The organism is Streptomyces sp. NPDC048383 (genome assembly GCF_040651775.1).
Classification (GTDB): domain Bacteria; phylum Actinomycetota; class Actinomycetes; order Streptomycetales; family Streptomycetaceae; genus Streptomyces.
This window is the reverse complement of sequence record NZ_JBEZKS010000028.1, coordinates 70,489-90,249: the sequence shown is the minus strand read 5'-3', so window position 1 is coordinate 90,249 and position 19,761 is coordinate 70,489. Positions and strand designations below refer to the sequence as shown.

16 protein-coding genes and 2 tRNA genes are annotated in these 19,761 nt (G+C 73.3%); 7 read left to right on the top strand and 11 right to left on the bottom strand.

Annotated elements, in window-relative coordinates; all coding sequences use genetic code 11:
• Positions 1-68 precede the first annotated feature (68 nt).
• The 3 genes from AB0D46_RS20425 (at position 69) to AB0D46_RS20415 (ending at position 2,762) form a co-directional block, all read left to right on the top strand.
• Positions 69-743 carry a lytic polysaccharide monooxygenase auxiliary activity family 9 protein gene (locus tag AB0D46_RS20425; protein ID WP_362879226.1) on the top strand — a complete coding sequence of 225 codons (675 nt, stop codon included), beginning with the start codon at positions 69-71 and terminating at the stop codon, positions 741-743.
• A gap of 26 nt (positions 744-769) precedes the next feature.
• Positions 770-2,488, top strand: coding sequence for an AMP-binding protein (locus AB0D46_RS20420; protein ID WP_362879224.1), 1,719 nt, complete (start codon positions 770-772; stop codon positions 2,486-2,488).
• Positions 2,489-2,688: 200 nt separating this feature from the next.
• A tRNA-Lys gene (locus tag AB0D46_RS20415) sits at positions 2,689-2,762 on the top strand.
• A 100-nt stretch (positions 2,763-2,862) separates the two neighbouring features.
• Here AB0D46_RS20415 and AB0D46_RS20410 read toward each other — a convergent pair.
• Positions 2,863-3,621 (bottom strand): IclR family transcriptional regulator C-terminal domain-containing protein, encoded by a 759-nt coding sequence (locus AB0D46_RS20410; RefSeq protein ID WP_281206459.1) that lies wholly within the window; start codon positions 3,619-3,621, stop codon positions 2,863-2,865.
• Between the two features lie 242 nt (positions 3,622-3,863).
• On the opposite strand from AB0D46_RS20410, the gene AB0D46_RS20405 reads away from it, so the two are divergent.
• Both AB0D46_RS20405 and AB0D46_RS20400 read left to right on the top strand, forming a co-directional pair.
• A complete protein-coding gene (locus AB0D46_RS20405; RefSeq protein WP_362879222.1) occupies positions 3,864-4,991 on the top strand; it encodes an LLM class flavin-dependent oxidoreductase in 1,128 nt (375 codons plus the stop codon).
• 254 nt (positions 4,992-5,245) lie between these two features.
• Positions 5,246-6,940 (top strand): glycosyl hydrolase family 18 protein, encoded by a 1,695-nt coding sequence (locus AB0D46_RS20400; protein WP_362879220.1) that lies wholly within the window; start codon positions 5,246-5,248, stop codon positions 6,938-6,940.
• A gap of 133 nt (positions 6,941-7,073) precedes the next feature.
• On the opposite strand, the gene AB0D46_RS20395 is transcribed toward AB0D46_RS20400, so the two are convergent.
• Positions 7,074-8,834 carry an EAL domain-containing protein gene (locus AB0D46_RS20395; RefSeq protein WP_362879247.1) on the bottom strand — a complete coding sequence of 587 codons (1,761 nt, stop codon included), beginning with the start codon at positions 8,832-8,834 and terminating at the stop codon, positions 7,074-7,076.
• Positions 8,835-9,295: 461 nt separating this feature from the next.
• On the opposite strand from AB0D46_RS20395, the gene AB0D46_RS20390 reads away from it, so the two are divergent.
• Positions 9,296-10,531 carry a M6 family metalloprotease domain-containing protein gene (locus AB0D46_RS20390; protein ID WP_362879218.1) on the top strand — a complete coding sequence of 412 codons (1,236 nt, stop codon included), beginning with the start codon at positions 9,296-9,298 and terminating at the stop codon, positions 10,529-10,531.
• 64 nt (positions 10,532-10,595) lie between these two features.
• Here the strand turns inward: AB0D46_RS20390 and AB0D46_RS20385 are convergent.
• The 8 genes from AB0D46_RS20385 to AB0D46_RS20350 form a co-directional block, all read right to left on the bottom strand.
• Positions 10,596-10,669, bottom strand: a tRNA-Lys gene (locus AB0D46_RS20385).
• The gene (locus tag AB0D46_RS20380; protein WP_362879216.1) at positions 10,660-11,253 is read right to left on the bottom strand and encodes a hypothetical protein; all 594 of its coding nucleotides are present in this window, start codon (positions 11,251-11,253) and stop codon (positions 10,660-10,662) included. The genes AB0D46_RS20385 and AB0D46_RS20380 overlap by 10 nt, the downstream gene beginning before the upstream one ends.
• Positions 11,254-11,405: 152 nt before the next feature.
• Positions 11,406-11,753 (bottom strand): hypothetical protein, encoded by a 348-nt coding sequence (locus tag AB0D46_RS20375; RefSeq protein ID WP_362879214.1) that lies wholly within the window; start codon positions 11,751-11,753, stop codon positions 11,406-11,408.
• Between the two features lie 77 nt (positions 11,754-11,830).
• A complete protein-coding gene (locus AB0D46_RS20370; protein WP_362879213.1) occupies positions 11,831-12,388 on the bottom strand; it encodes an NAD(P)H-dependent oxidoreductase in 558 nt (185 codons plus the stop codon).
• 156 nt (positions 12,389-12,544) lie between these two features.
• Positions 12,545-13,876, bottom strand: a complete 1,332-nt coding sequence (locus AB0D46_RS20365) for an AAA domain-containing protein (protein ID WP_362879211.1) — start codon at positions 13,874-13,876, stop codon at positions 12,545-12,547.
• Positions 13,873-15,459, bottom strand: coding sequence for a hypothetical protein (locus tag AB0D46_RS20360; RefSeq protein ID WP_362879209.1), 1,587 nt, complete (start codon positions 15,457-15,459; stop codon positions 13,873-13,875). Before AB0D46_RS20360 ends, AB0D46_RS20365 begins: the two co-directional genes overlap by 4 nt.
• Positions 15,447-16,628: a hypothetical protein gene (locus AB0D46_RS20355; protein ID WP_362879207.1), complete on the bottom strand. Its 1,182-nt coding sequence runs from the start codon at positions 16,626-16,628 to the stop codon at positions 15,447-15,449. Before AB0D46_RS20355 ends, AB0D46_RS20360 begins: the two co-directional genes overlap by 13 nt.
• Positions 16,555-17,505 (bottom strand): phosphatase PAP2 family protein, encoded by a 951-nt coding sequence (locus AB0D46_RS20350; RefSeq protein WP_362879205.1) that lies wholly within the window; start codon positions 17,503-17,505, stop codon positions 16,555-16,557. The genes AB0D46_RS20355 and AB0D46_RS20350 overlap by 74 nt, the downstream gene beginning before the upstream one ends.
• Positions 17,506-17,622: 117 nt before the next feature.
• Here AB0D46_RS20350 and AB0D46_RS20345 point away from each other — a divergent pair, with 117 nt between their 5' ends.
• Complete coding sequence (locus AB0D46_RS20345) at positions 17,623-18,219, top strand: histidine phosphatase family protein (protein ID WP_362879203.1); 597 nt, start codon at positions 17,623-17,625, stop codon at positions 18,217-18,219.
• A 39-nt stretch (positions 18,220-18,258) separates the two neighbouring features.
• Here the strand turns inward: AB0D46_RS20345 and AB0D46_RS20340 are convergent, their stop codons facing one another.
• Positions 18,259-19,581, bottom strand: coding sequence for a tetratricopeptide repeat protein (locus AB0D46_RS20340; protein ID WP_362879245.1), 1,323 nt, complete (start codon positions 19,579-19,581; stop codon positions 18,259-18,261).
• Positions 19,582-19,761 lie beyond the last annotated feature (180 nt).

Genomic DNA, 19,761 nt, shown 5'->3' with positions numbered 1-19,761 from the left:
CTGCCGGATCCCCCACGACCCCCGCGACCCCCACGTATCCCCGCGTCCCCCCACGTCCAAGGAGCATCATGCGTCTCTTCCGCATGCCCACCCGCCCCGACCCGTCCGCGCACTCCGACGGCGGCGAGCCGCCCCGCGGCCCCGCGCGCACCGGCCGCGCCGCCGGCGCCACCGTGCTCGGCCTCGGCCTCCTCGCCGCCGCCGCCCTGGTCACCGCGCCCACCGCGAGCAGCCACGGCTACACCGACACCCCGATCAGCCGCCAGAAGCTCTGCGCCAACAAGACCGTCTCCAACTGCGGGCCCATCCAGTGGGAGCCGCAGAGCGCGGAGGGCCCCAAGGGCTTCCCGGGTCTCGGTCCCTCCGACGGCACGATATGCGCCGCCGGTCACCCCGAGTTCGCGCAGCTCGACGACCCGCGCGGCGGCGCCTGGCCCGCCACGAGCGTGAGCGCCGGGCAGGGCTACAGCTTCCGCTGGCAGTTCACCGCGAACCACGCCACCACCGACATCAAGTACTACGTCACCAAGAACGGCTGGGACCCGAGCCGGCCCCTCACCCGCTCCGCGCTCGACCTCCAGCCCTTCCTGACGGTGGCCTACAACGGCGCCCGTCCCGCCATGACCACCACCCACCAGGGCGCCATGCCGAGCGGGAAGACCGGCCGGCACATGATCCTGGCCGTGTGGACCGTCCACGACACCCCGATGGCCTTCTACTCCTGCTCCGACGTTCAATTCTGACGGAACGTCAGCTAACCTCCGGCGGCATGCGGACGACGACTGCACCCGATGCCCCCCACGCATCCGACGCACCCGGAACCGTCGCGGAACTCGTGGCGCGCGGCTGGGACGACCACCGGCCCGGGCTGAAGTACCGGGACGACGACGGTCGCCCCACCGCGCTGAGCCACCACCGCGCGGCCCGGGAGGCCGCCGCCCGGGCGGCCCTGCTCGTCGACCTGCTGGCGCCGGGGGCGCAGCCGCACGTGGGCGTGCTGCTCGACAACACCCCCGAGTTCCCGTTCTGGCTCGGCGCGGCGGCCCTTGCCGGGGCCGCCGTCGCCGGGATCAATCCCACCCGGCGCGGCCCCGAGCTGGCCCGGGACATCCTGCACACCGACTGCCGGATCCTGGTCACCGAAGCCGCCCACCTGCCGCTGCTGCGCGGCCTCGACCTGCCCGGCGTACGGATCCTGGTCACCGGGACCGAGGAGTACGAGGCCCTGCTCGCCCCGTACGCCGGCGCCGCGCCCGGCGACGCGGCCGTACGCCGCCCGCCCGGCCCCGCCGACCGGCTCCTCCTCTACTTCACCTCCGGCTCCACCGGCGCCCCCAAGGCCGCCGTCTGCACCCAGGGCCGGCTCGCCGCCGCCGGCCACTCCCTGGCCCGGCACTTCTCGGTCGGCCCGGACGATGTCCACTACGTCTGCATGCCGCTCTTCCACGGCAACGCCGTCATCGCCGACTGGCTGCCCGCCCTCGCCGGCGGCGCCGCGGTCGCCCTGCGCCGCCGCTTCTCGGCCTCCGCGTTCCTGGACGACGTACGGGCCTACGGAGCGACCTACTTCACCTACGTCGGCCGGGCCGTCCAGTACCTCCTGGCGACCGGCCCCCGCCCCGACGACCGCGAACACACCCTGCGCCTGGGCTTCGGCACCGAGGCCGGGGCGGTCGACGCGGCCCGCTTCGCCGAGCGGTTCGGGGTCCGGCTGGTGGAGGGGTACGGGGCCACCGAGGGCGGCGCCTCCGTCCAGCGCACCCCCGACACCCCGGCGGGCGCCCTCGGCCGCGCCGGAGCCGGCGACGACCTCGCCGTCATCGACCCGGAGACCGGACGCGAATGCCCCCCGGCCCTGCTGGATCCCGACGGCCGCCTGCTGAACGGCGAGGAGGCCATAGGCGAACTGGTCAACCGGGGTCGCAGCCGGTTCGAGGGCTACTGGCGCAACCCCGACGCGGACGCCGCCCGCACCCGCGAGGGCTGGTACTGGACCGGGGACCTCTTCTTCCGCGACCCCGGCGGCTTCCTCTGGTTCGCGGGCCGCACGGACGACCGGCTGCGCGTCGACAGCGAGAACCTCGCCGCCGCGATGATCGAGAACATCCTGGCCCGCTGGGACGCGGCGGCCGCCGTCGCCGTCTACGCCGTCCCGGACGAAGCAGCCGGCGACCAGGTCATGGCCGCCCTGGCACTGCGCGGGGGAGAGGCCTTCGATCCGGACGCCTTCACCCGCTTCCTCGCCGCCCAACCGGACCTCGGCACCAAGATGACCCCCCGCTACCTGCGGATCCTCGACGCCCTGCCCGTCACCGCGACGAACAAGGTCCACCGGGTCGCCCTGCGCCGCACCGGCTTCCGCTGCCCGGAACCCGTCTGGTGGCGGCCGCCCGGCGCCCCCGGCTACCGCCCGCTCGACGCCCCGGACCTCCGCGCCCTGCTGACGGCGTACGACGCCCACGGCCGGCGCGCCCTCCTGGACCACTGACCCCGCCCCATCAGCCCCACCCACCCCGCCCGCACCACTCGTCCCAGGCGCCCCGCCGACCCGGGCGCCGGACGCAGACGCGTTTCGGCCGGCGCGAGGGACCCGCCCCGGGACGCCTCCCGGCGGCTGCCGGCGCGTGCGCCCGCGCGCGGTAATGGTTTTGAGCACCCCCGGGGACCAGGTAGTATTTTCTTTGTCAGGCGCCGCTAGCTCAGTTGGTTAGAGCAGCTGACTCTTAATCAGCGGGTCCGGGGTTCGAGTCCCTGGCGGCGCACCTGTACTTCGGGCGGTTTCCGGTTCACCGGGAACCGCCCGAAGTGTTTTCCGGCCTCTCCGGCCTCTCCGGCCTCGGTGGACCAACCGGGACGCGCCCCTCAGAGCGTGAGCGACAGCAGCAGCGGTGCTGCCTTGCGGTTCAGGGTGTCGGCCGCGGCGCGCAGTCGGTGGGCGTGCTCGACGGGCAGCGACAGCGCCAGGCAGCCCACGGCCGCTCCGGCGGTGATCGGTACGGCCGCGCAGACCGTCCCGACCGCGTATTCCTGCAGGTCCAGCATGGGCACGGTGGCCGGCTGGCTGTCCAGCTTCGAGAACAGGATCCGTTCGTTCACGATCGTCTTCGAGGTGAGCCGGGCGATTTTGTGCCGCGACAGGTGGTCGCGCCGCCCGTTCAGGTCGAGCTGCGTCAGCAGACACTTGCCGACCGCGCTGGCGTGCGCCGCCGAACGGAAGTCGACCCACTCGTGCACCTTCGGCGTGCGCGGACTGTCCGCGAACTGGGTGATGCGGACCTCGCCGTCCACGTACCGGCTGATGTACACGGCCGCGCCGACCGAATCCCGCAGCCGGTCCAGGGTTTCCTGGAGCTTCTCCTGGAGAGCCTGCTGCCGGTCGATCCCGGAACCGAGCAGGACGAGGGAGTCCCCTATGGCGTAGGCGCCGTCCGACACCTGCAGGACGTACCCCTCCCGGCGCAGCATGAGCAGCATCGGGGCGAGATGGGCCGCGGGCAGGCCTGTCTCACGCGCGATCTGTACGTCGGTCACGCCGCCGGTGTGGCGGGCGATCGTTTCGAGTACGCGCAGGGCGTACTGCACCGAGTGGAACGGCGCGGTCGGCTCGGGCTTCAGCGCCACGGTTTCCCCCTACCAGGTTGTTACCGCTTGCTCTACCACGATAGCCATCAAGAGGCCCACGTGGAGCGTGTGTTGATGAGATTGATGGCTTAATCAAGTCCCTCCATCAGGCGTAACTCATCTGGCATATGCCAGATGCATGAACGCGTCCCGGTCTGCCGGGAATGCCCGGGGGCACCGGGACCGTTCGATTACTTCGTAGAGCCACCGAACGAGACGAACGGGACGGGACGGGAGCGACGATGAGCGACACCGGGGACGCGGGCCGGCACACGGGCGAGGGACGGGGGGCCGCGGATCCGATCCGCGGGACCGTCCGGGGCGGGGCGCCGGTGCCGCTGTCGGTCCTCGACCTCGTCACCGTCGGCAGCGGCAGCACGGCGACGGCGTCGCTGCGCACCAGCGTGGAGATCGCGCGGCTCGCCGAGTCCCGCGGCTACCACCGGCACTGGGTCGCCGAGCACCACTCCATGCCCGGGGTCGCCAGCTCCTCACCGGCCGTGATCCTGGCCCACCTGGCCGCCCACACCTCCCGCATCCGGCTCGGCTCGGGCGGGGTGATGCTGCCCAACCACGCCCCGCTGACCGTGGCCGAGCAGTTCGGCACCCTGGAGGCCTTCGCCCCGGGCCGCGTCGACCTCGGACTCGGCCGGGCGCCGGGTACCGACCCGCGCACCGCCGCCGCGCTGCGCGGCTCCGGGCGGCTCGACGAGGCCGCCGACGAGTTCCCCCGGCAGCTCGCGGAGCTGCTCCGCTTCCTCGACGACGACTTCCCCGACGGGCACCCGTACGCCCGCGTGCACGCCGTCCCCGGACCGGTGCAGGGGCCCGCCGGGCGCCCGCCCGTCTGGCTGCTCGGCTCCTCCGGTTTCAGCGCCCGCCTCGCCGGCGAGCTGGGCCTGCCCTTCGCGTACGCCCACCACTTCTCGGCCGCCGGCACCCTGCCCGCGCTGGACCTGTACCGGCAGAGCTTCCGGCCGTCGGCCGTCCTGGACGCCCCGTACGCCGTCATCGGAGTCTCGGCGCTCGCCGCCGACACCGAGCGGGAGGCCCGCGCCCAGGTCCTGACCGGCGCGCTGTCGATGCTCCGGCTGCGCAGCGGCCGGCCCGGGCTGGTCCCGACGCCCGAGGAGGCGGCGGCGTACCCCTTCTCCCCGCCGGAGCGGGAGTTCGTCGACGGCTGGCTCGCGAACATCGTCCACGGCACCCCCGACGAGGTCCGCTCCGGGCTCGACGGGCTGGTGAAGCGGACGGGCGCCGACGAGCTGATGTTGACGGCCAACGCCCACGGCGGAGACGTCCGTCTGCGGTCCTACGGGCTCGTCGCAGATGCGTACGGCATGCCGACGGACCTCTCGATTTCGTCTTGAGCGGTCGAGAACGGGGTTTGGCTGGTTTGTTGCCGAAACCTTGCCGGAGCATGGCCTAAGGGAGTCTTAAACCGCTCGTCACCCGGGGTGGCGGGCGGTTCTTCGTGTGCGCTCAGGTCTCTGACGAGCACATTTGGCCGCTCAGTGGTCTAGTCCTTCTTTGGTCCAAACCATTGACTGGGGCGGTCGGTGATCGCTATCACTTCTCTCACCTGAAGCCGATGCCCTCCCCTCCCACCCCCCGGAGGCAGTTCATGCACATCCGTAAACCCCTCATCGCGGCCGCCGCCACGGCCGCGCTGGCAGCCGGAGCGCTTGCCTCCTTCGCGGGACTCGGTACCGCGCAGGCCGCGGACGCCTCCACCACCGTGAGCAGCGGCGGTGTCCGCATCGCCTACTACGACCAGTGGAGCGTCTACGGCAACGCCTTCTACCCCAAGCACCTCGACACCCGGGGCATCGCGGGGAAGCTGGACGTGATCAATTACTCATTCGGCAACATCCACCCCACCGACCTCACCTGTTTCGAGGCCAACAAGGCGGCCGGGGACGACAACAACCCGAACGCCGGTGACGGCGCGGGCGACAGCTACGCCGACTACCAGAAGTCCTTCAGCGCGGCCGACAGCGTGGACGGCGTCGCCGACAAGTGGGACCAGCCGATCGTGGGCGTCTTCAACCAGTTCAAGGAACTGAAGGCCAAGTACCCCCACCTGAAGATCAACATCTCGCTGGGCGGCTGGACCTACTCGAAGTTCTTCCACGACGCGGCGAAGACCGACGCCTCCCGCAAGAAGCTGGTCGCCTCCTGCATCAAGCAGTACATCAAGGGCGACCTCCCGGTGGAGGGCGGCTTCGGCGGCCCCGGCACCGCGGCGGGCGTCTTCGACGGCATCGACATCGACTGGGAGTACCCGGGCTCCTCCGGCGGCCACCTGGGCAACCACTACGGCCCCGAGGACAAGCAGAACTTCACCCTGCTGCTCCAGGAGTTCCGCAAGCAGCTCGACGCCGAGGGCACGGCCAACGGCGGAAAGAAGTACCTGCTGACGGCGGCCCTGCCGGCCGGCCAGGACAAGATCAAGTACATCGAAACGGACAAGATCGGCGCGTACCTCGACTACGCGAACATCATGACGTACGACATGCACGGCGCCTGGGACAGCGACGGCCCGACCTACCACCAGTCCCCGCTCTACTCCCCGGCCGGTGACCCGACCGACCCGATCGCCCCGGGCACCCAGAAGTACAGCGTCGACAACGCCATCGACTCCTGGATCGACGGCAACCCGGCCTACGGGATCGCCGGCGGCTTCCCCGCCAACAAGCTGACCCTGGGCTACGAGTTCTACTACCGCGGTTGGAAGGGCGTCCCGGCCGGCGCGAACAACGGTCTCGCCCAGTCGGCCACCGGAGCCTCCAACGTCCGCCCGGTCAGCCAGCAGGCCGGCATCGCCCACTACAAGGAGCTCGGCGGGATCGTCGACAACCCGGCGACCACCTTCTGGGACGAGGGCGCCAAGTCCGCCTACTTCTACAAGGACGGCGAGTTCTTCACCGGCCTGAACCAGAAGGCCATCCAGGCCCGGGTCGACTACGGCAAGCAGCGCGGCCTGGCCGGCGCGATGATGTACTCCCTCCTCGGTCTGGACAACAACACCACCCTGCTGAACCAGATCTCGGACGCCCTCGGCGGCACCACCCAGCCGCCGACCACCCCGCCGACCACGCCTCCCACCACCCCGCCGACGACCCCGCCGACCACGCCTCCGACGACGCCGCCCACCGGCTGCGGTTCCGTCCCGGCCTACGTCGCGGGCAGCGTCTACACCGGCGGCACGGAGGTCTCCCACAACGGCCGCAAGTACAAGGCCCAGTGGTGGACCCAGAACGAGGCGCCCGGCACCACCGGTGAATGGGGTGTCTGGAAGGACCTCGGCGCCTGCTGATCTCCCCCCACCCCGCGCCGAGCGCCACCCCGCCCCGCCCCGGATTCCGGGTGCGGGGCGGGGTGTGTCACACGGTTGCCCGATGCCGCGCTCCCGCGGCGCGCGGCCCGGCGCCGCGTCGCCCCGCGCCCCCTCAGACCGCGGGACGCGGGGCCGCGGCCTGGCGGCCGATCATGCGGGCGATCACGTCCGGGGCCACCGCGCGGGAGTACAGCCAGCCCTGGCCCGTGTCGCAGCCCACGCGCCGCAGGCGGGCGGCCTGGCCGGCGGTCTCCACGCACTCCGCGGTGACGGTCAGGCCCAGCCGGTGGGCGAGCTGGACCAGGGCCTCCACGATGGTCTCGTCGGCCGGGTTCGGGTGCGCCCCGTCCTCGTAGCGGAAGCCGTGCACGAAGGAGCCGTCCAGCTTCAGGACCGACACGGGCAGCCGGCTCAGGTAGGCCAGGTTCGAATAGCCGGTGCCGAAGTCGTCGATGGCGATCCGTACGCCCATGTCGCTCAGCGCCTGGAGGGCCTGGAGCGGGCGGCCCGCCGAGCCCATGACCGCCGACTCCGTCAGCTCCAGCTGGAGCAGCTGCGGGGCCAGCCCCGTCTCGGCGAGGATCTCCGCGACGTCCCCGACCAGGTCGGAATCCCACACCTGCCGCACCGCCACGTTCACCGACACGAACACCGGTGCGTCACTGGGCTGTTCGATCTGCCAACGGCGGGCCTGCCGGCAGGCGGTCCGCAGCACCCAGCCGCCCAACTGGACGATCGAACCGTCCTCCTCGGCGATGCCGATGAACCGATTCGGCGTCAACGTGCCGAACTGCGGGTGGTTCCAGCGCACGAGGGCCTCCACCCCGCGCACCGCGCCGCTCTCCAGGTCCACCAGCGGCTGGTACTCCAGCTCGAACTCGCCGCGCTCCACCGCCGGTCGGAGCGTCGAGGACAGCGCCTGCCGGGTCATCCGGTGCGCGTTGCGCTCCGGGTCGAAGAGGGTCCAGCGGGCCTTGCCGTCCGCCTTCGCCCAGTACAGCGTCGTGTCGGCGGCCTGCATCAGCCCGGTCGCCGTCGTCCCCTCCGCGTCGCGTTCCACCACGCCGATCGACGCGGACACCGACAGTCGCTGTCCGGCCAGGTCGAACGGCTCCTGTACGGCGGCCAGGACGCTCCGCGCCAGGTCCGTGAGCTGGTCCGTGCCGGTGGAGTCCTCCACGAGCAGCGCGAACTCGTCGCCGCCGAGCCGCGCCACCAAGTGGCCGCCGGTGCGCCCGTACCCGGACTGGTCCGCGCACTGGGTCAGCCGGGCCGCGACCGCCGTCAGCAGCCGGTCCCCGACCCGGTGCCCCATCGTGTCGTTGACGGCCTTGAAACCGTCCAGATCGAGGTAGCACAGGCCGATGCGGCCCGTTCCGCCCTTCCCGTACGCGGAGGCCTCCAGCGCGGCCGAGAGCCGCTCGAAGAACAGCGCCCGGTTGGGGAGCCGGGTCACCGGATCGTGCATCTGGAGGTGGCGCAGCCGGGCCTGGAGGTCGCGCCGGTCGCTGATGTCGGCGACCGAGAGCAGCACGTCCCTGGTGCCGGGGACCGGCCCCAGGGTGACCTCCGTCCACAAGGAGTGCCCGTCGGGGTGCTTGAGGCGGCGCGTGCAGCGCAGCCGGGCCTGCCGTCCGCGCAACACCTCCTGGTACGCCTGCCAGGTCCGGGCCTCGGCCGCCAGGTCCACCAGGTCGGCCGCCGACTGCCCGATCAGCGCGCGCGGCTCACCGCCCAGCAGCCCGGCGAGGGCCTGGTTGGCGGCGATGACGTCGCCGTCGCGGCCGACCACGGCCATCGCGAGGTGGGCCGCGTCGAAGGCGGCCCGGTAGTCGAGGGGTTCCGGCGCGAACCGGTCCGGCGCCGCCGCCATGCCGGGCACGGCCGGCACTACTGGGTGACGCTCCGTAAGGGCCGATCGGATGCTGTCGGCCGCCGAACCGGTCCCCTCTGAGGTTCCGCTCACCGTTGGCTCCCGCAGTGCTCGTGAGTGTCCGTGCAGGAAAGTGTGCCGATCATAGAGGCTGCCGGGAGGCCCTATCCAGCGGCGTCGCCGTACGGAACACGGTCCTTCGTCGCGACGGCGCCGTGCTGACGCCCTGTCGGATGCTCCGCCGACCACCCCGGGCTGATCGTTTCCGCACACCTGTGAGCAGCCGTGACCCGCACCTGATCCCCGGTGATCGATCGTGACGTTCCGTATGCGTGTGCGTGAACCCCGGGGGTCACCGTCTTGCCCTAGCGCTCACTCGTGTGGGGCACCGGAACAAGGCATTAGTAAGACAATCGCCTCAAAGTGGATGAAAGGTCACCAATCCACCACCGGAGGTCGATGTGCCGCGACAGCAGACACCCGGGGGAGTGGACGGCTCCCGCGCCCGAAGTGCCGCGGCGGTCCTCACCTCCATGGCGGCCCTCGCGGCCATGTCGCTGATCGCCGCCCCCGCCGCGGCCGACTCCGAGGCGGGCCCCTGCGCCCTGACCCGTACGGCGGCGCACCACTCGCTCGGCCTCGACACCTGGAACCGCGCCTATCCCAAGCCGGAACGCACCCTCAACGCGGTGATGGTGTTCCTCTCCTTCCCCGACCACCGCACCGGCCTCACCCCGGACCAGCTGACCTCCGACTACTTCCCCGCCACCAGCGACTTCTTCGAGCGGGCCTCCTACGGACGGTTCCGGCTGGTCCCGCACCCGCAGAAGCAGTGGATCCGGATGCCCAAGCCGTCCACCGAGTACGGGATAAGGCGGGACTGGGCCCCCGAGGACCGGGCGGCCTACCTGCGGGACGCGGTCGCCGTCGCGGACCCGGAGGTCGACTTCAGCGCCTACGACGTCGTCTACTTCGTCGCCGATCCGGAAGCGCCCGGGGTGGACTCCGACGCCACCAAGGTCGTCAACTTCGACCGGCCGCCGACCGCCGACGGGACGCCGCTGCGCCGGATCGTCACCGTCTTCGAGCGGCACCCCCCGGACCGCAACGTCCTCGCCCACGAGACCGGACACGTCTTCGACCTGCCCGACCTCTACCACCGCCCCTCCGACGGCAAGGGCGACTGGGACACGTACGTCGGGGACTGGGACGTCATGGGCAGCCAGTTCGGCATGGCCCCCGACCTGTTCGCGTGGCACAAGTGGAAGCTGGGTTGGCTGGACCGCTCGCAGGTGGACTGCGTACGGTCCGGCTCCTCGATGCACACCCTCCAGCCGCTCGCCCAGGCCCCCGCCCCCGGCAGCACCGGCGGCACCCGGCTGGCGGTGATCCGTACGGGCCCCGGCAGCGCGATCGCCGTCGAGGCGCGGGGTTCCGTCGGCAACGACGGGGAGACCTGCACCGAGGGGGTGCTGGTCTACCGGGTCCGCAACGAGGCGTCGTCCGGCGGTGGCCCCATCGAGGTCCTGGACGCGCACCCGCGCACCGAGGCCTGCTGGGACCGCTCGGTGTACCCGCCGCTGGCGGACGCGCCCCTGGAGGTCGGCGAGGCCTTCACCGTGCCCGGGGAGGGCATCACGATCGAGGTCGCCGACCGCACCCGGTCCGGCGCCTACACGGTCAAGATCACCACATAGCCGGCCGCCCGGGACGGCACACGAAGAAGGCCCCCCACTCGCGTGGGGGGCCTTCTTCCGTCTGTGCGCCGCCAGGGACTCGAACCCCGGACCCGCTGATTAAGAGTCAGCTGCTCTAACCAACTGAGCTAGCGGCGCGTGCTGACGTCGTAGACATTAGCATCAGGATCCGGCGAAGGAAAAATCGTCGCCGCACCCCGGCCGGCGTGCAGGAACGCCCACAGCAGGGCGTCCGGGCCGGGCAGCCGGGGGAGTCGGCAATCGGGCGCCACGAGCCACCGGGAGGGGCCGGGCACGGCGGCCAGCGGGGGCACGGTGACGGCGTCGCCGAGACCGTGGCACAGCGGCGCCGGCGCGGCCGGGCTCCACTCCTCCCAGGCCAGTAGGGCCGGCAACCGCTGGGCCGTCCCCGGAGTGGCGAAGAGCAGCATCCGGCCGCGGTGCACGGCGACCGGGCCGGAGCCGGGGCCCCGCTCCCACAGCAGGTCGAGCATCCGGCGGCCCCGTACGAGCGGGACGTTGACGACGTCGAAGGCGGTCCCGCAGGGCAGCGCGGCGGGCGTGGTGGGCCGGGCCAGCCAGGCGGCGAGGGTGTGCTCGGGCCGGGCGGACGCGGAGGCCAGCCAGGCGGCGCCCTGCGGTGTGACGTGGGTCGCGGACGCGGGGCGTCCGTCCGTGCCGTCGAGGGAGGGACCGGTGGAGGCCGTCGTCAGCGTCGTCATGCCCCAGGTCTACCGGGCGTGATGCCACCGTTCCAGGGAGTTACCGAAAACCGGGACAGGGCGGGTGCCACTGGGGTATGTTGCGCCGCGCATATGCCAGGTGCCTCCGCTGGGCGGGTACGGGATCCGCACCCGCCCGGCCGTCGGTACGCCTACGGTCCCTCAGGGGCGGCGCCGCGCTGGAGGTCCTCGCCGAACTCGATCATCTTGCGCGCGTAGTCCTCGGTCCACTCCGCGACCTCCGCGATCGCCTCCGGCGGGATCCGGTCGAAGCGCCGGGGATCCGCCAGCTGAGCCGCCGCCAGGGCCTGGAACTCCACGGCCCGGTCGTGCGCCGCCCGGAAGGCCAGCGTCAGCTCGGTGGCCCGGGCCAGCAGCTCACGCGGATCCTCGATGGATTCCAGGTCGAAGAAGTGCTCCGGGTCCGTGGCGGCCGCCGAGGGCTCGAAGAGCAACGGCGCGGGCCGTAGCCTCCGCTCGGTCCGCTCGGGCTCTGCCATGCGTGTCCTCCTGCTGCGCGTGCGAAATCCTTCCGGGCCACCCTCCATTGTCCAACGTCGCGCAAGAGTGCCCCGCGTCACACGGCGACGGGCTCCTTGGCCAGCGCCGCGACGTCGTCGAGGACCCCGTCCAGCCGCTCCACCAGCCCGGCCGGGGCCTCGAAGCCCGCGTCCCCGATCAGGGCGTTGACACCCGGGACCGACGCGGAGCGCCCGGCCGCCCGCATGCCCAGCCGGGTCAGGACCGGCAGCAGCATCTCGGCGGCCGGGACGCCGCCCGTCGGACCCGCGCTGTAGCTGACCACGCCGACCGCCTTGCCCCGCCACTCGCTGTAGAGGAAGTCGACGGCGTTCTTGAACGGGGCCGTGAACCCGCCGTTGTACATGGGCAGCACGAAGACGAACGCGTCGGCGGAGGACACGAGGGCGCTCCAGTCGCGGGTGTGCTGGTGGGCGTAGATGCCGGTGGAGGCGTACTCGGGCTCGTCCAGGAACGGCAGCGCGATCTCGGCGAGGTCCACCGGGGTCACCTCGAAGGCGCCGTGCGCGCGGGCCCGGTCGGCCACCCAGGCGGCGAGCGGACGGCCGCTGGAGGTGGGGCGGGTGGCGGCGGAGATGACGAGCAGGCGGGTCATGATGGATGAACTCCCCGTGGGTGGTGCCGTGATGGTGCCCCGGCACGACCGAGGTCGGCCGCGCCGTGCTGAACGGCCGCCATTGTGGCCGGGGGCGCCTCACCTGGGGAAACGCGGGCCGCGCACTATGTCAAAGTCGGCCCGGGCGACGCCCCGTCAGGGCCGCCACGCCACCCGGTGCTCCGCCAGGTGCGCCAGCACCGAATGGTTCGCCTCCCAGCCGTCCGGGAACTTCACCGTGACCCCGAGTTGGACCGGTTCCGTCGACGGGTGGGCGTCCAGCAGGTCCGCTATGCCCGCCCGGGCCACCACCACGCAGGCGTGCCGGTGCCGGGAGGCCAGCACGCACAACCGGCCCGTCTCCAGGTGGAACGCGGTGGCGTCCGGGCGGCCCGACAGCGGGTGCAGCACCACCGTCAGGTCGTACTCGCGGCCCTGCAACCGGTTCGCGGTGTCCACGGTCACCCCGGACACGCCCAGCGCGGTCAGGGCGGCGCGCACCGCGGCCGCCTGGTCGCGGTGCGCGGTCCCCACCGCGATCCGGTCCGCCGTCAGCGGCGACGGGTCCGGGGACTGCTCGTCGACCGTGACCGCGCCCCGGTCCAGGGCCCGACGGACCACCAGCGCCACCGCCCGGACCGCCTCCGGGTCGGTGCGCGGGGTGTGCCGCGCGGGCAGCTCCAGCAACCCCCAGCCCGCCTCGGCGGCCTCGTCCAGCACCCGGTCGGGGCCCGAACCGTCGCCCGCGACCCCGTACGAGAGCCGCCGGTCGCCGTGGTCGGTGCCGCTCCGGAACCGGGTGTACGGGTAGAAGGCGCGCGAGACCAGCGGCGCGGCCGTCGCCGGGAGCCGCCACGACACCGGGAGCCGGTGCTGCGGCAGCCCCGGGTTGTGCGCCAACAGCGTGGAGACCGCCGACGCCGAAGGGTCGTACGACAGGCCCGCCCACTGCTCGGCGCCGACCACGCTGAACGGGTCGAGCTGCCCGGGATCGCCCACGAACAGCGCCCGCTCGAACAGCCCCGCCACGGCCAGCAGCGCGTCCGAGCGCATCTGGTACGCCTCGTCCACGATGGCGTGCTCCCAGGGCTCGGCGTCCTTCACGTACGCCCACTTCGCCGCCGTCGACAAGGTGATGGGCAACTCCGCGAGGTCACCTGGCTTCGACGACAGGGTGACCGACGGCAGCTCGCGCAGCGCCGGGTCGTAGGCGTCGCCGTCGCTGCTGTGCAGCCGACCCACCCGCAGCTCCGGGTCCTTGTCGTGCAGCCGCAGCACCAGGTCGTCGACCTGCGCGTTGGTCTGCGCGACCACCATCAGCCGGCGCCCGGCCGCGGCCAGTTCCCGCGCGGCGCGCACCACGAGCGTCGACTTGCCGGCCCCGGGCGGCGAATCCACCACCACGCCCCGCTCGGTGCCGTGCAGGGTGTCGCGCAGGATGGCGGCGGTCGCCTGGGCGGCGGCCGCGCCCGGGTCGAAGGCGGTCACAGGATGTCCTCGTCGGTCACGGCGTCGGGCAGCGGGCCGGGGACGGACGCCGCCGATCCGGGCGGCCCTCCGTGCGTCCACGGGGTGTTCTCCGGATCGGGCAGCTTCGGTCCGCCGCGCGCGTCGTGCTCGAACAGCGTCCAGCAGATCCGGTCGCCCTTCTCCGGCACCGAGCCCGGCTCCGGCTCCCGGGTACGGCCCATCTTGTCCAGCAGTCGCAGCACGAGGTGCCCGTCGTCCTCCCGGCGCACGAACAGCGCCGACTGGGGGCGGCCGTCCAGCGAGCGGTACACCTTCCCGCCGCCGTCCTCGGCGAGCTGCGGCCGGTCCTCCGTCGCCACCGTCACCAGCGGGCGCGGACTGGGCCGCTTGGAGTCCGTCCACTCCATCACCACCTCGGTGACCTCACCGGCGAACGCTTCGCCCGCGAGCCGCCGACCCGCCATGACCAGCGGATCGTCCAGTGCCTCCTGGGCGTCCAGACGCACCTGCTCGGTCTCCCGGGTGGCGAGCTTCTGCGCCGCGGTCACCGCGTCGTCGCGGCGCGGCTGCGGTGGCTCGCCCGCGCGGACGCGGTCCCGGTGACCGGTGTAGGACCAGCGGTCGCGGGTCCAGCGCTCCTCGGTCCGCTCGCCCGGCGGCAGCGCGCGCACCAGGTCGAGCGCCCGCCAGGTGTCCCGCCAGGCGCGCTCCATCTGCGAGACGACCAGGGCGCGCACCGTCCCCTCGGCCTCCCGCACCGGGGTTTCGCCGCCGGTCCCGGCCGCGAGGGCCGAGCGGGCCGCGTCGAAGCGGGCGATGGCCGGGGCCAGCAGCGTGTTGTCGAACGCCGGATCGGTGGCCGGGCCGGCCGGCGGGCAGGACAACTGGCCCCGCCCGTCCCGGGTGAGTTCCGCCTCGTACGCCGCCCGCGCGCCCGAGGTGCCCCCGGGCGGGTCGATCCAGCCCAGCAGCGCGCCCAGGTGCTGGTCCTCCAGGTTGCTCTGGCCGGTGGCCCAGTGCCGTGACAGCAGATCGGTCGCCGACAGCAGCATCGAGGAGCCGGGCACCCGGGAGCGTTCGGCGAGGTGCGAGAACCAGCGGCCCAGCATCGGCACCTGCGAGGGCGCCGGGTACGGGTTCTCCGGATCCTCCTCGGCGGTGCGCCGGAACCGCATGGAGCGGCCGAGCAGCCGTACGTACTCGACGCCGGCGCGGCTGGGCACGATCAGCTGCGGCGCGTCCACGCACAGCTCGGTCTCGACCTTGACGCGCTTGCCGCTCTCCGGGTCGGTCTCCGTCCGCTCGGCGGGCTCGACGGTGTCCGCGTACGCGTCGATGTGCGCCAGCACGTGGACGGCGAGCTCCGCCAGGAACGCCCAGCGCAGGTCGCGGTCGCGCGGCTGGGGTATCACGAACACCCGCGGCTCGTGCCGATCGGTGCCCACCATCGCGCCGAGCGGGGCGCCCGCCTCGCCCGCGGTGGTCAGCGGTACGAAGACCATCGGACGCGGGCTCAGGTGGCGGTGCCGTACGGTCGCCAGCGGCTGGGCGCGGCCCGCGCGGACCGCCTCAAGCCGGGCCAGGGTGCTCAGCAGGGGCATTCGGGGGTCTCCGGGGCGTGGTGCGGGGGGCGGGCCGCGGCCTGCTCCAGGGCCTCGGCGCGCAGCCGGGCCGCGTGGTGCAGCGCGGCGGCGGTGGGATCGTCGGCGGGGCCCGCCCCGGCAGCCGCCGCGAGGGCCGCCTCCACGGTGGTCAGGCCGCCCAGCTCGCCCCGTACGGAACGGCCCAGCGCGCCGGGGTCGCCCGCGGCGCGGGACCGCTCGCGGCAGTGGAAGGCCAGCTCGCAGGCGGCCAGGCACTCGGGGGCGTAGGCCGCGGTGACGGCGGAGACGGCCTCGTCCAGTTCCTCGGCGGGGCGGGCCGGATCGAAGCAGAGCCCCTCGGGCAGCGCCGCGGCGAGGTCCTCGACCCGGGTCAGCCGCTCCAACTGCCGCCGGGTCACCGCGTGTTCGCGGCGTACGTCGACCAGGGCGGCGGTGGGCAGGTTGGAGAAGTCCTTCGGGCAGACGAGCACGATCCGGTGCCCCACCTCGGCCTCGGCCAGCTTCCCGGCGGTCCGCTCCAGCGCCAGCACGTACACGGCGGCCTGCCGGGCGGCGGCCCCCACCTTCGCCGCGTCGGCCGCCCCGTCGATCATCGGGAACGATTTGATCTCCACCACGGTCCAGCGGCCGTCGGGGTGCACCACGACCGCGTCCGGCTCCAGGTAGGCGGGGGTGCCCGCCACCTCCAGGGCCAGCATCGGATGGTCGAGCAGCGTCCACGCCCCGGCGGCGGTGGCCTCGCGCAGCGCCAGCGCGGTACGGGCGGCGCGGCCCTCGGGCCCGGCGGCGGTCAGGTCGGGGACGCGGGCGTCGGGGCCGGGAGCCTCGGCGCCGCCGCCGAGCCGCTCGTGCACCAGCCGCAGCAGCTCGGCGCCGCCGTCGCCCTTGACCTTGGCCTCGAAGGAGTTCCCGCGCACGATCGCGAACTGGGACTGGCCGAAGGAGGCGGGCGAACCGAGGGCCGCCGCGAGCGCCGTCTTGTCCACGCCCGCGCCGTCGAGCAGGGCCCTTCTGCCGCAACCGGGGTTGGCGGCGAGCGCGGCGAGCGCCCGGGCGTCGAGCGGGCGGGGCGGGACGGCGGGGCCGCGCAGGTCAGCGAGCCGCTGCCGCAGTGTCGTCGTCTGCGGTGTCGGCTGCGGGCGGCCGCTGGGCGGGAAGGAGCTCACGGGCGGAAGTGTCCCATCCGCCACCGACAATCGGGGACTTACCGCGGAAACCGACTGCTCGACCTCCGGGAGCCGCGCCCGGGACCGCGTCCGGGACCGCGTCCGGAGCCGCGTCCGGAGCCGCGTCCGGAGTCGCGTCCGTGCCGGTCCCGGCCGGGTCGCGGAGCGCGAGCAGGCGGCGGGCGATCAGGGCGCCCGCGCCCATCACGGCGGCGCCGGCGACCGCGTCGAGGAAGTAGTGGTTGGCGGTGCCCATGACCACCACCGTCGTCAGGACGGGGTAGGCGATCCCCAGCGCCCGCACCAGCGGCGTCCGCGCGTGCCGCCACAGCAGCACCCCGCACCACAGCGCCCAGCCGACGTGCAGGCTCGGCATCGCCGCGTACTGGTTGGTGAAGGACCCGAGCCCGCGGGGGGCACTGGCCTCCCCGCCCCACCAGCCGTACGCGCTGAACTGCGCCATCGTGTCGGTGAACCCGTACGAGGCGTCGAGCAGCCGGGGCGGGCAGGTGGGCAGCAGGGAGAAGCCGACGAGTCCGAGCAGGGTGGAGGCCACCAGCCAGGTCCGGGCGGCGCGGTAGTGCCGGGGGCGGCGTTGGTGGAGCCAGATCAGCACGGCCGGGGTGACGAGGTAGTGCAGGGACGCGTAGACGAAGTCGGCGGGTATGCCGAGGACTCCCGATTGGGAGAAGAGACGATTCAGCGGCCGCTCGAAGTCCATCCACAGCAGCTCCTCGACGCGCAGGATCGCCAGCCCGTGGTCGACGGCCAGGTCCACGTCGCCCCGCGCCAGCAGCCTGCCGCCGGAATAGGCGCCGTAGACGAGGGCCAGGAGCAGCAGTTCCGCCCACCACGTGGGTCGCCGTCGATTGGTCATACGGTGTATGACGCTGCGGGGAGGGGAGGAGTTGCCCTGTGTTCATGTGATGGATGATGGTCGGACGACGGATTCGCCCGTACCGGAGCGAACCCCCACGGACCAGGAGAAACTCACATGGCTCCCCGCATCCTGCTGGCCCGCCACGGCCAGACGGCTTGGTCGCGCCTCGGCAAGCACACCGGACGTACCGACGTGCCGCTGCTGGAGGAGGGCAGGCAGGGCGCGAAGCTGCTGGGCGAACGCCTCGCCCGCGAGCCGTGGTCGGACCTGCACGACCTCCAGGTGCGCACCAGCCCGCTGGTCCGGGCGAGCGAGAGCTGCGACCTGGCCGGCTTCGGGATCCGGGCGGAGCCGTGGGACACCCTGATGGAGTGGGACTACGGCGACTACGAGGGCATGACCCCGGCCGAGATCCAGGCGGTCCGGCCGGGCTGGCTGATCTGGCGCGACGGGGTGCCGGGCGGCGAGTCCGTGGCCGACGTCGCGGCCCGCGCGGACGAGGTCGTGGCCTGGGCCCGGTCGGCGGAGCGCGACGTCCTCGTCTTCGCCCACGGCCACATCCTGCGCACCCTCGCCGCCCGCTGGCTCGGCTTCGAGGCCTCCTTCGGCGCCCGCATCCGGCTGGACCCGACCTCCCTGTCCGTCCTGGGCTGGGCGTACGGGGCCCCCGCGCTGGAACGCTGGAACGACACCGGGCACCTCGACGCCTGACGGGCCCGCCGCCGGCCCGGCCCTCGGGCCCTCAGGCCCTCAGGCCGAGGCGTGCCGGGTCAGGAAGGCGCCCACGCGGGGGGAACGCTGGTGCGGCACCAGGGTCTTGGCCGTGCCCGCCACCATGGACCGGATCCGCGTCGACTGGACCTCGGTGAGCAGGTCCAGTACGCGGCCCCCCGCCCAGGCGGCCTCGTCGGGCGCCCCCGCGCGGGCCAGGTCGTCGGCGAGTTCGGCGGTGTACAGGGCCACGTTCCGCGCGAAGTGCGGGTCCTGGAGGTCGGCGGCCCGGCGGGCGTGCCGGGCCGCGCGCGCGAACTCGCCCAGGGAGGCCCAGCAGCGGGACTCCAGCGACTCCAGTTCGGCCTCGCCGAAGAAGGACATCCACTCCGGGTCCGCGGCCGAGGGGCCCTTGGAGAACTCCGTGTGCGCCCGGGCCAGGGCCTCCTCGCAGGCCCTGCGGTCGGCCAGCCCCGACCAGCCGCCGGCCTCCCGCAGCGCCAGCAGCGACAGCAGTCGGGGGGAGCCGATCGAGCGGGCCGCGTGCCGCCCGGCCTGGGCGGCACGTACCGATTCGCGGGGGCGGCCGCGGTCCCGCGCCAGGAAGGCCATGTTGCTGAACGCGTGGGCCTCCAGCCCGCAGTCGCCCGACACCCGGGCGGTGGCCAGCGCCTCCGCGTAGTGCGAGCGGGCGTCCTCGAAGCGGCCGGAGTCGTGCGCGAGCCAGCCCACCGAGACGGCGAGCTCCCCGGCGCCCGCGTGCAGCCGGTCCTCGGTGGACTGCCGGGTGGCTCCCGCGTCCAGGAGCGCGTAGGCGGTCCGTAGCGGTCCGGCCGCGCGCCGGTACAGGGCGTCCGCCCCGTGCCGGTCGTCCAGCAGCCGGATCTGGCGTACGGCGTCCTCGACGGCGGCGGCCTCGGCCTCGCCGGCGCGGGTGGGGAGCCGGCGGGTGTCGCCGAGCAGGGTGAGGCTGAGCGTAGCGGCCGCCACGGTCGCGGAGCCGCCCGCCATGAACGCGCGACGCAGCACGTCGCTCTCCTTGGAACGGTGGATGAGGTGGACGGGGGCGGGCGGTTCGGGGGCGGCGCGCTGCGCCGACCTCCCGCGCACCGTCTCGCGGGGGGAGAAGCCGAGGTCGGCCAGGGTGCGGCCGGGGAACATGTGCAGGAAGACGCGTTCGTAGGCGTAGTTGGGGCAGCGGATCTCACCCGACTCGACCCGGCCGATGTAACGGGCGTCGCAGGAAACCGTTTCGCCGATCTCCCGTGCGGCCCGGCGCACCATGGCCGCGAACTCGGCCGGGGAGCGCGCCGCGCGCAGCCGCCGGAAGGAGGAGTTGGGTGAGTGGGGGAACGCCGCCATGGACGTGGCCTCTCTGGACAAGCTCGGCAATCTCAGTGGATCCCGGTTGTACTTGCCCCATGAGGGGCCCCGGCGCGCATGAACGTACCGCCGACGCAGGGTCGTTCATGCGATGTTTGGCTACAAAACGGATATCTCACCCGTGATCCGCCATGAACTGCCATCCTTTGCGGCGTCTTG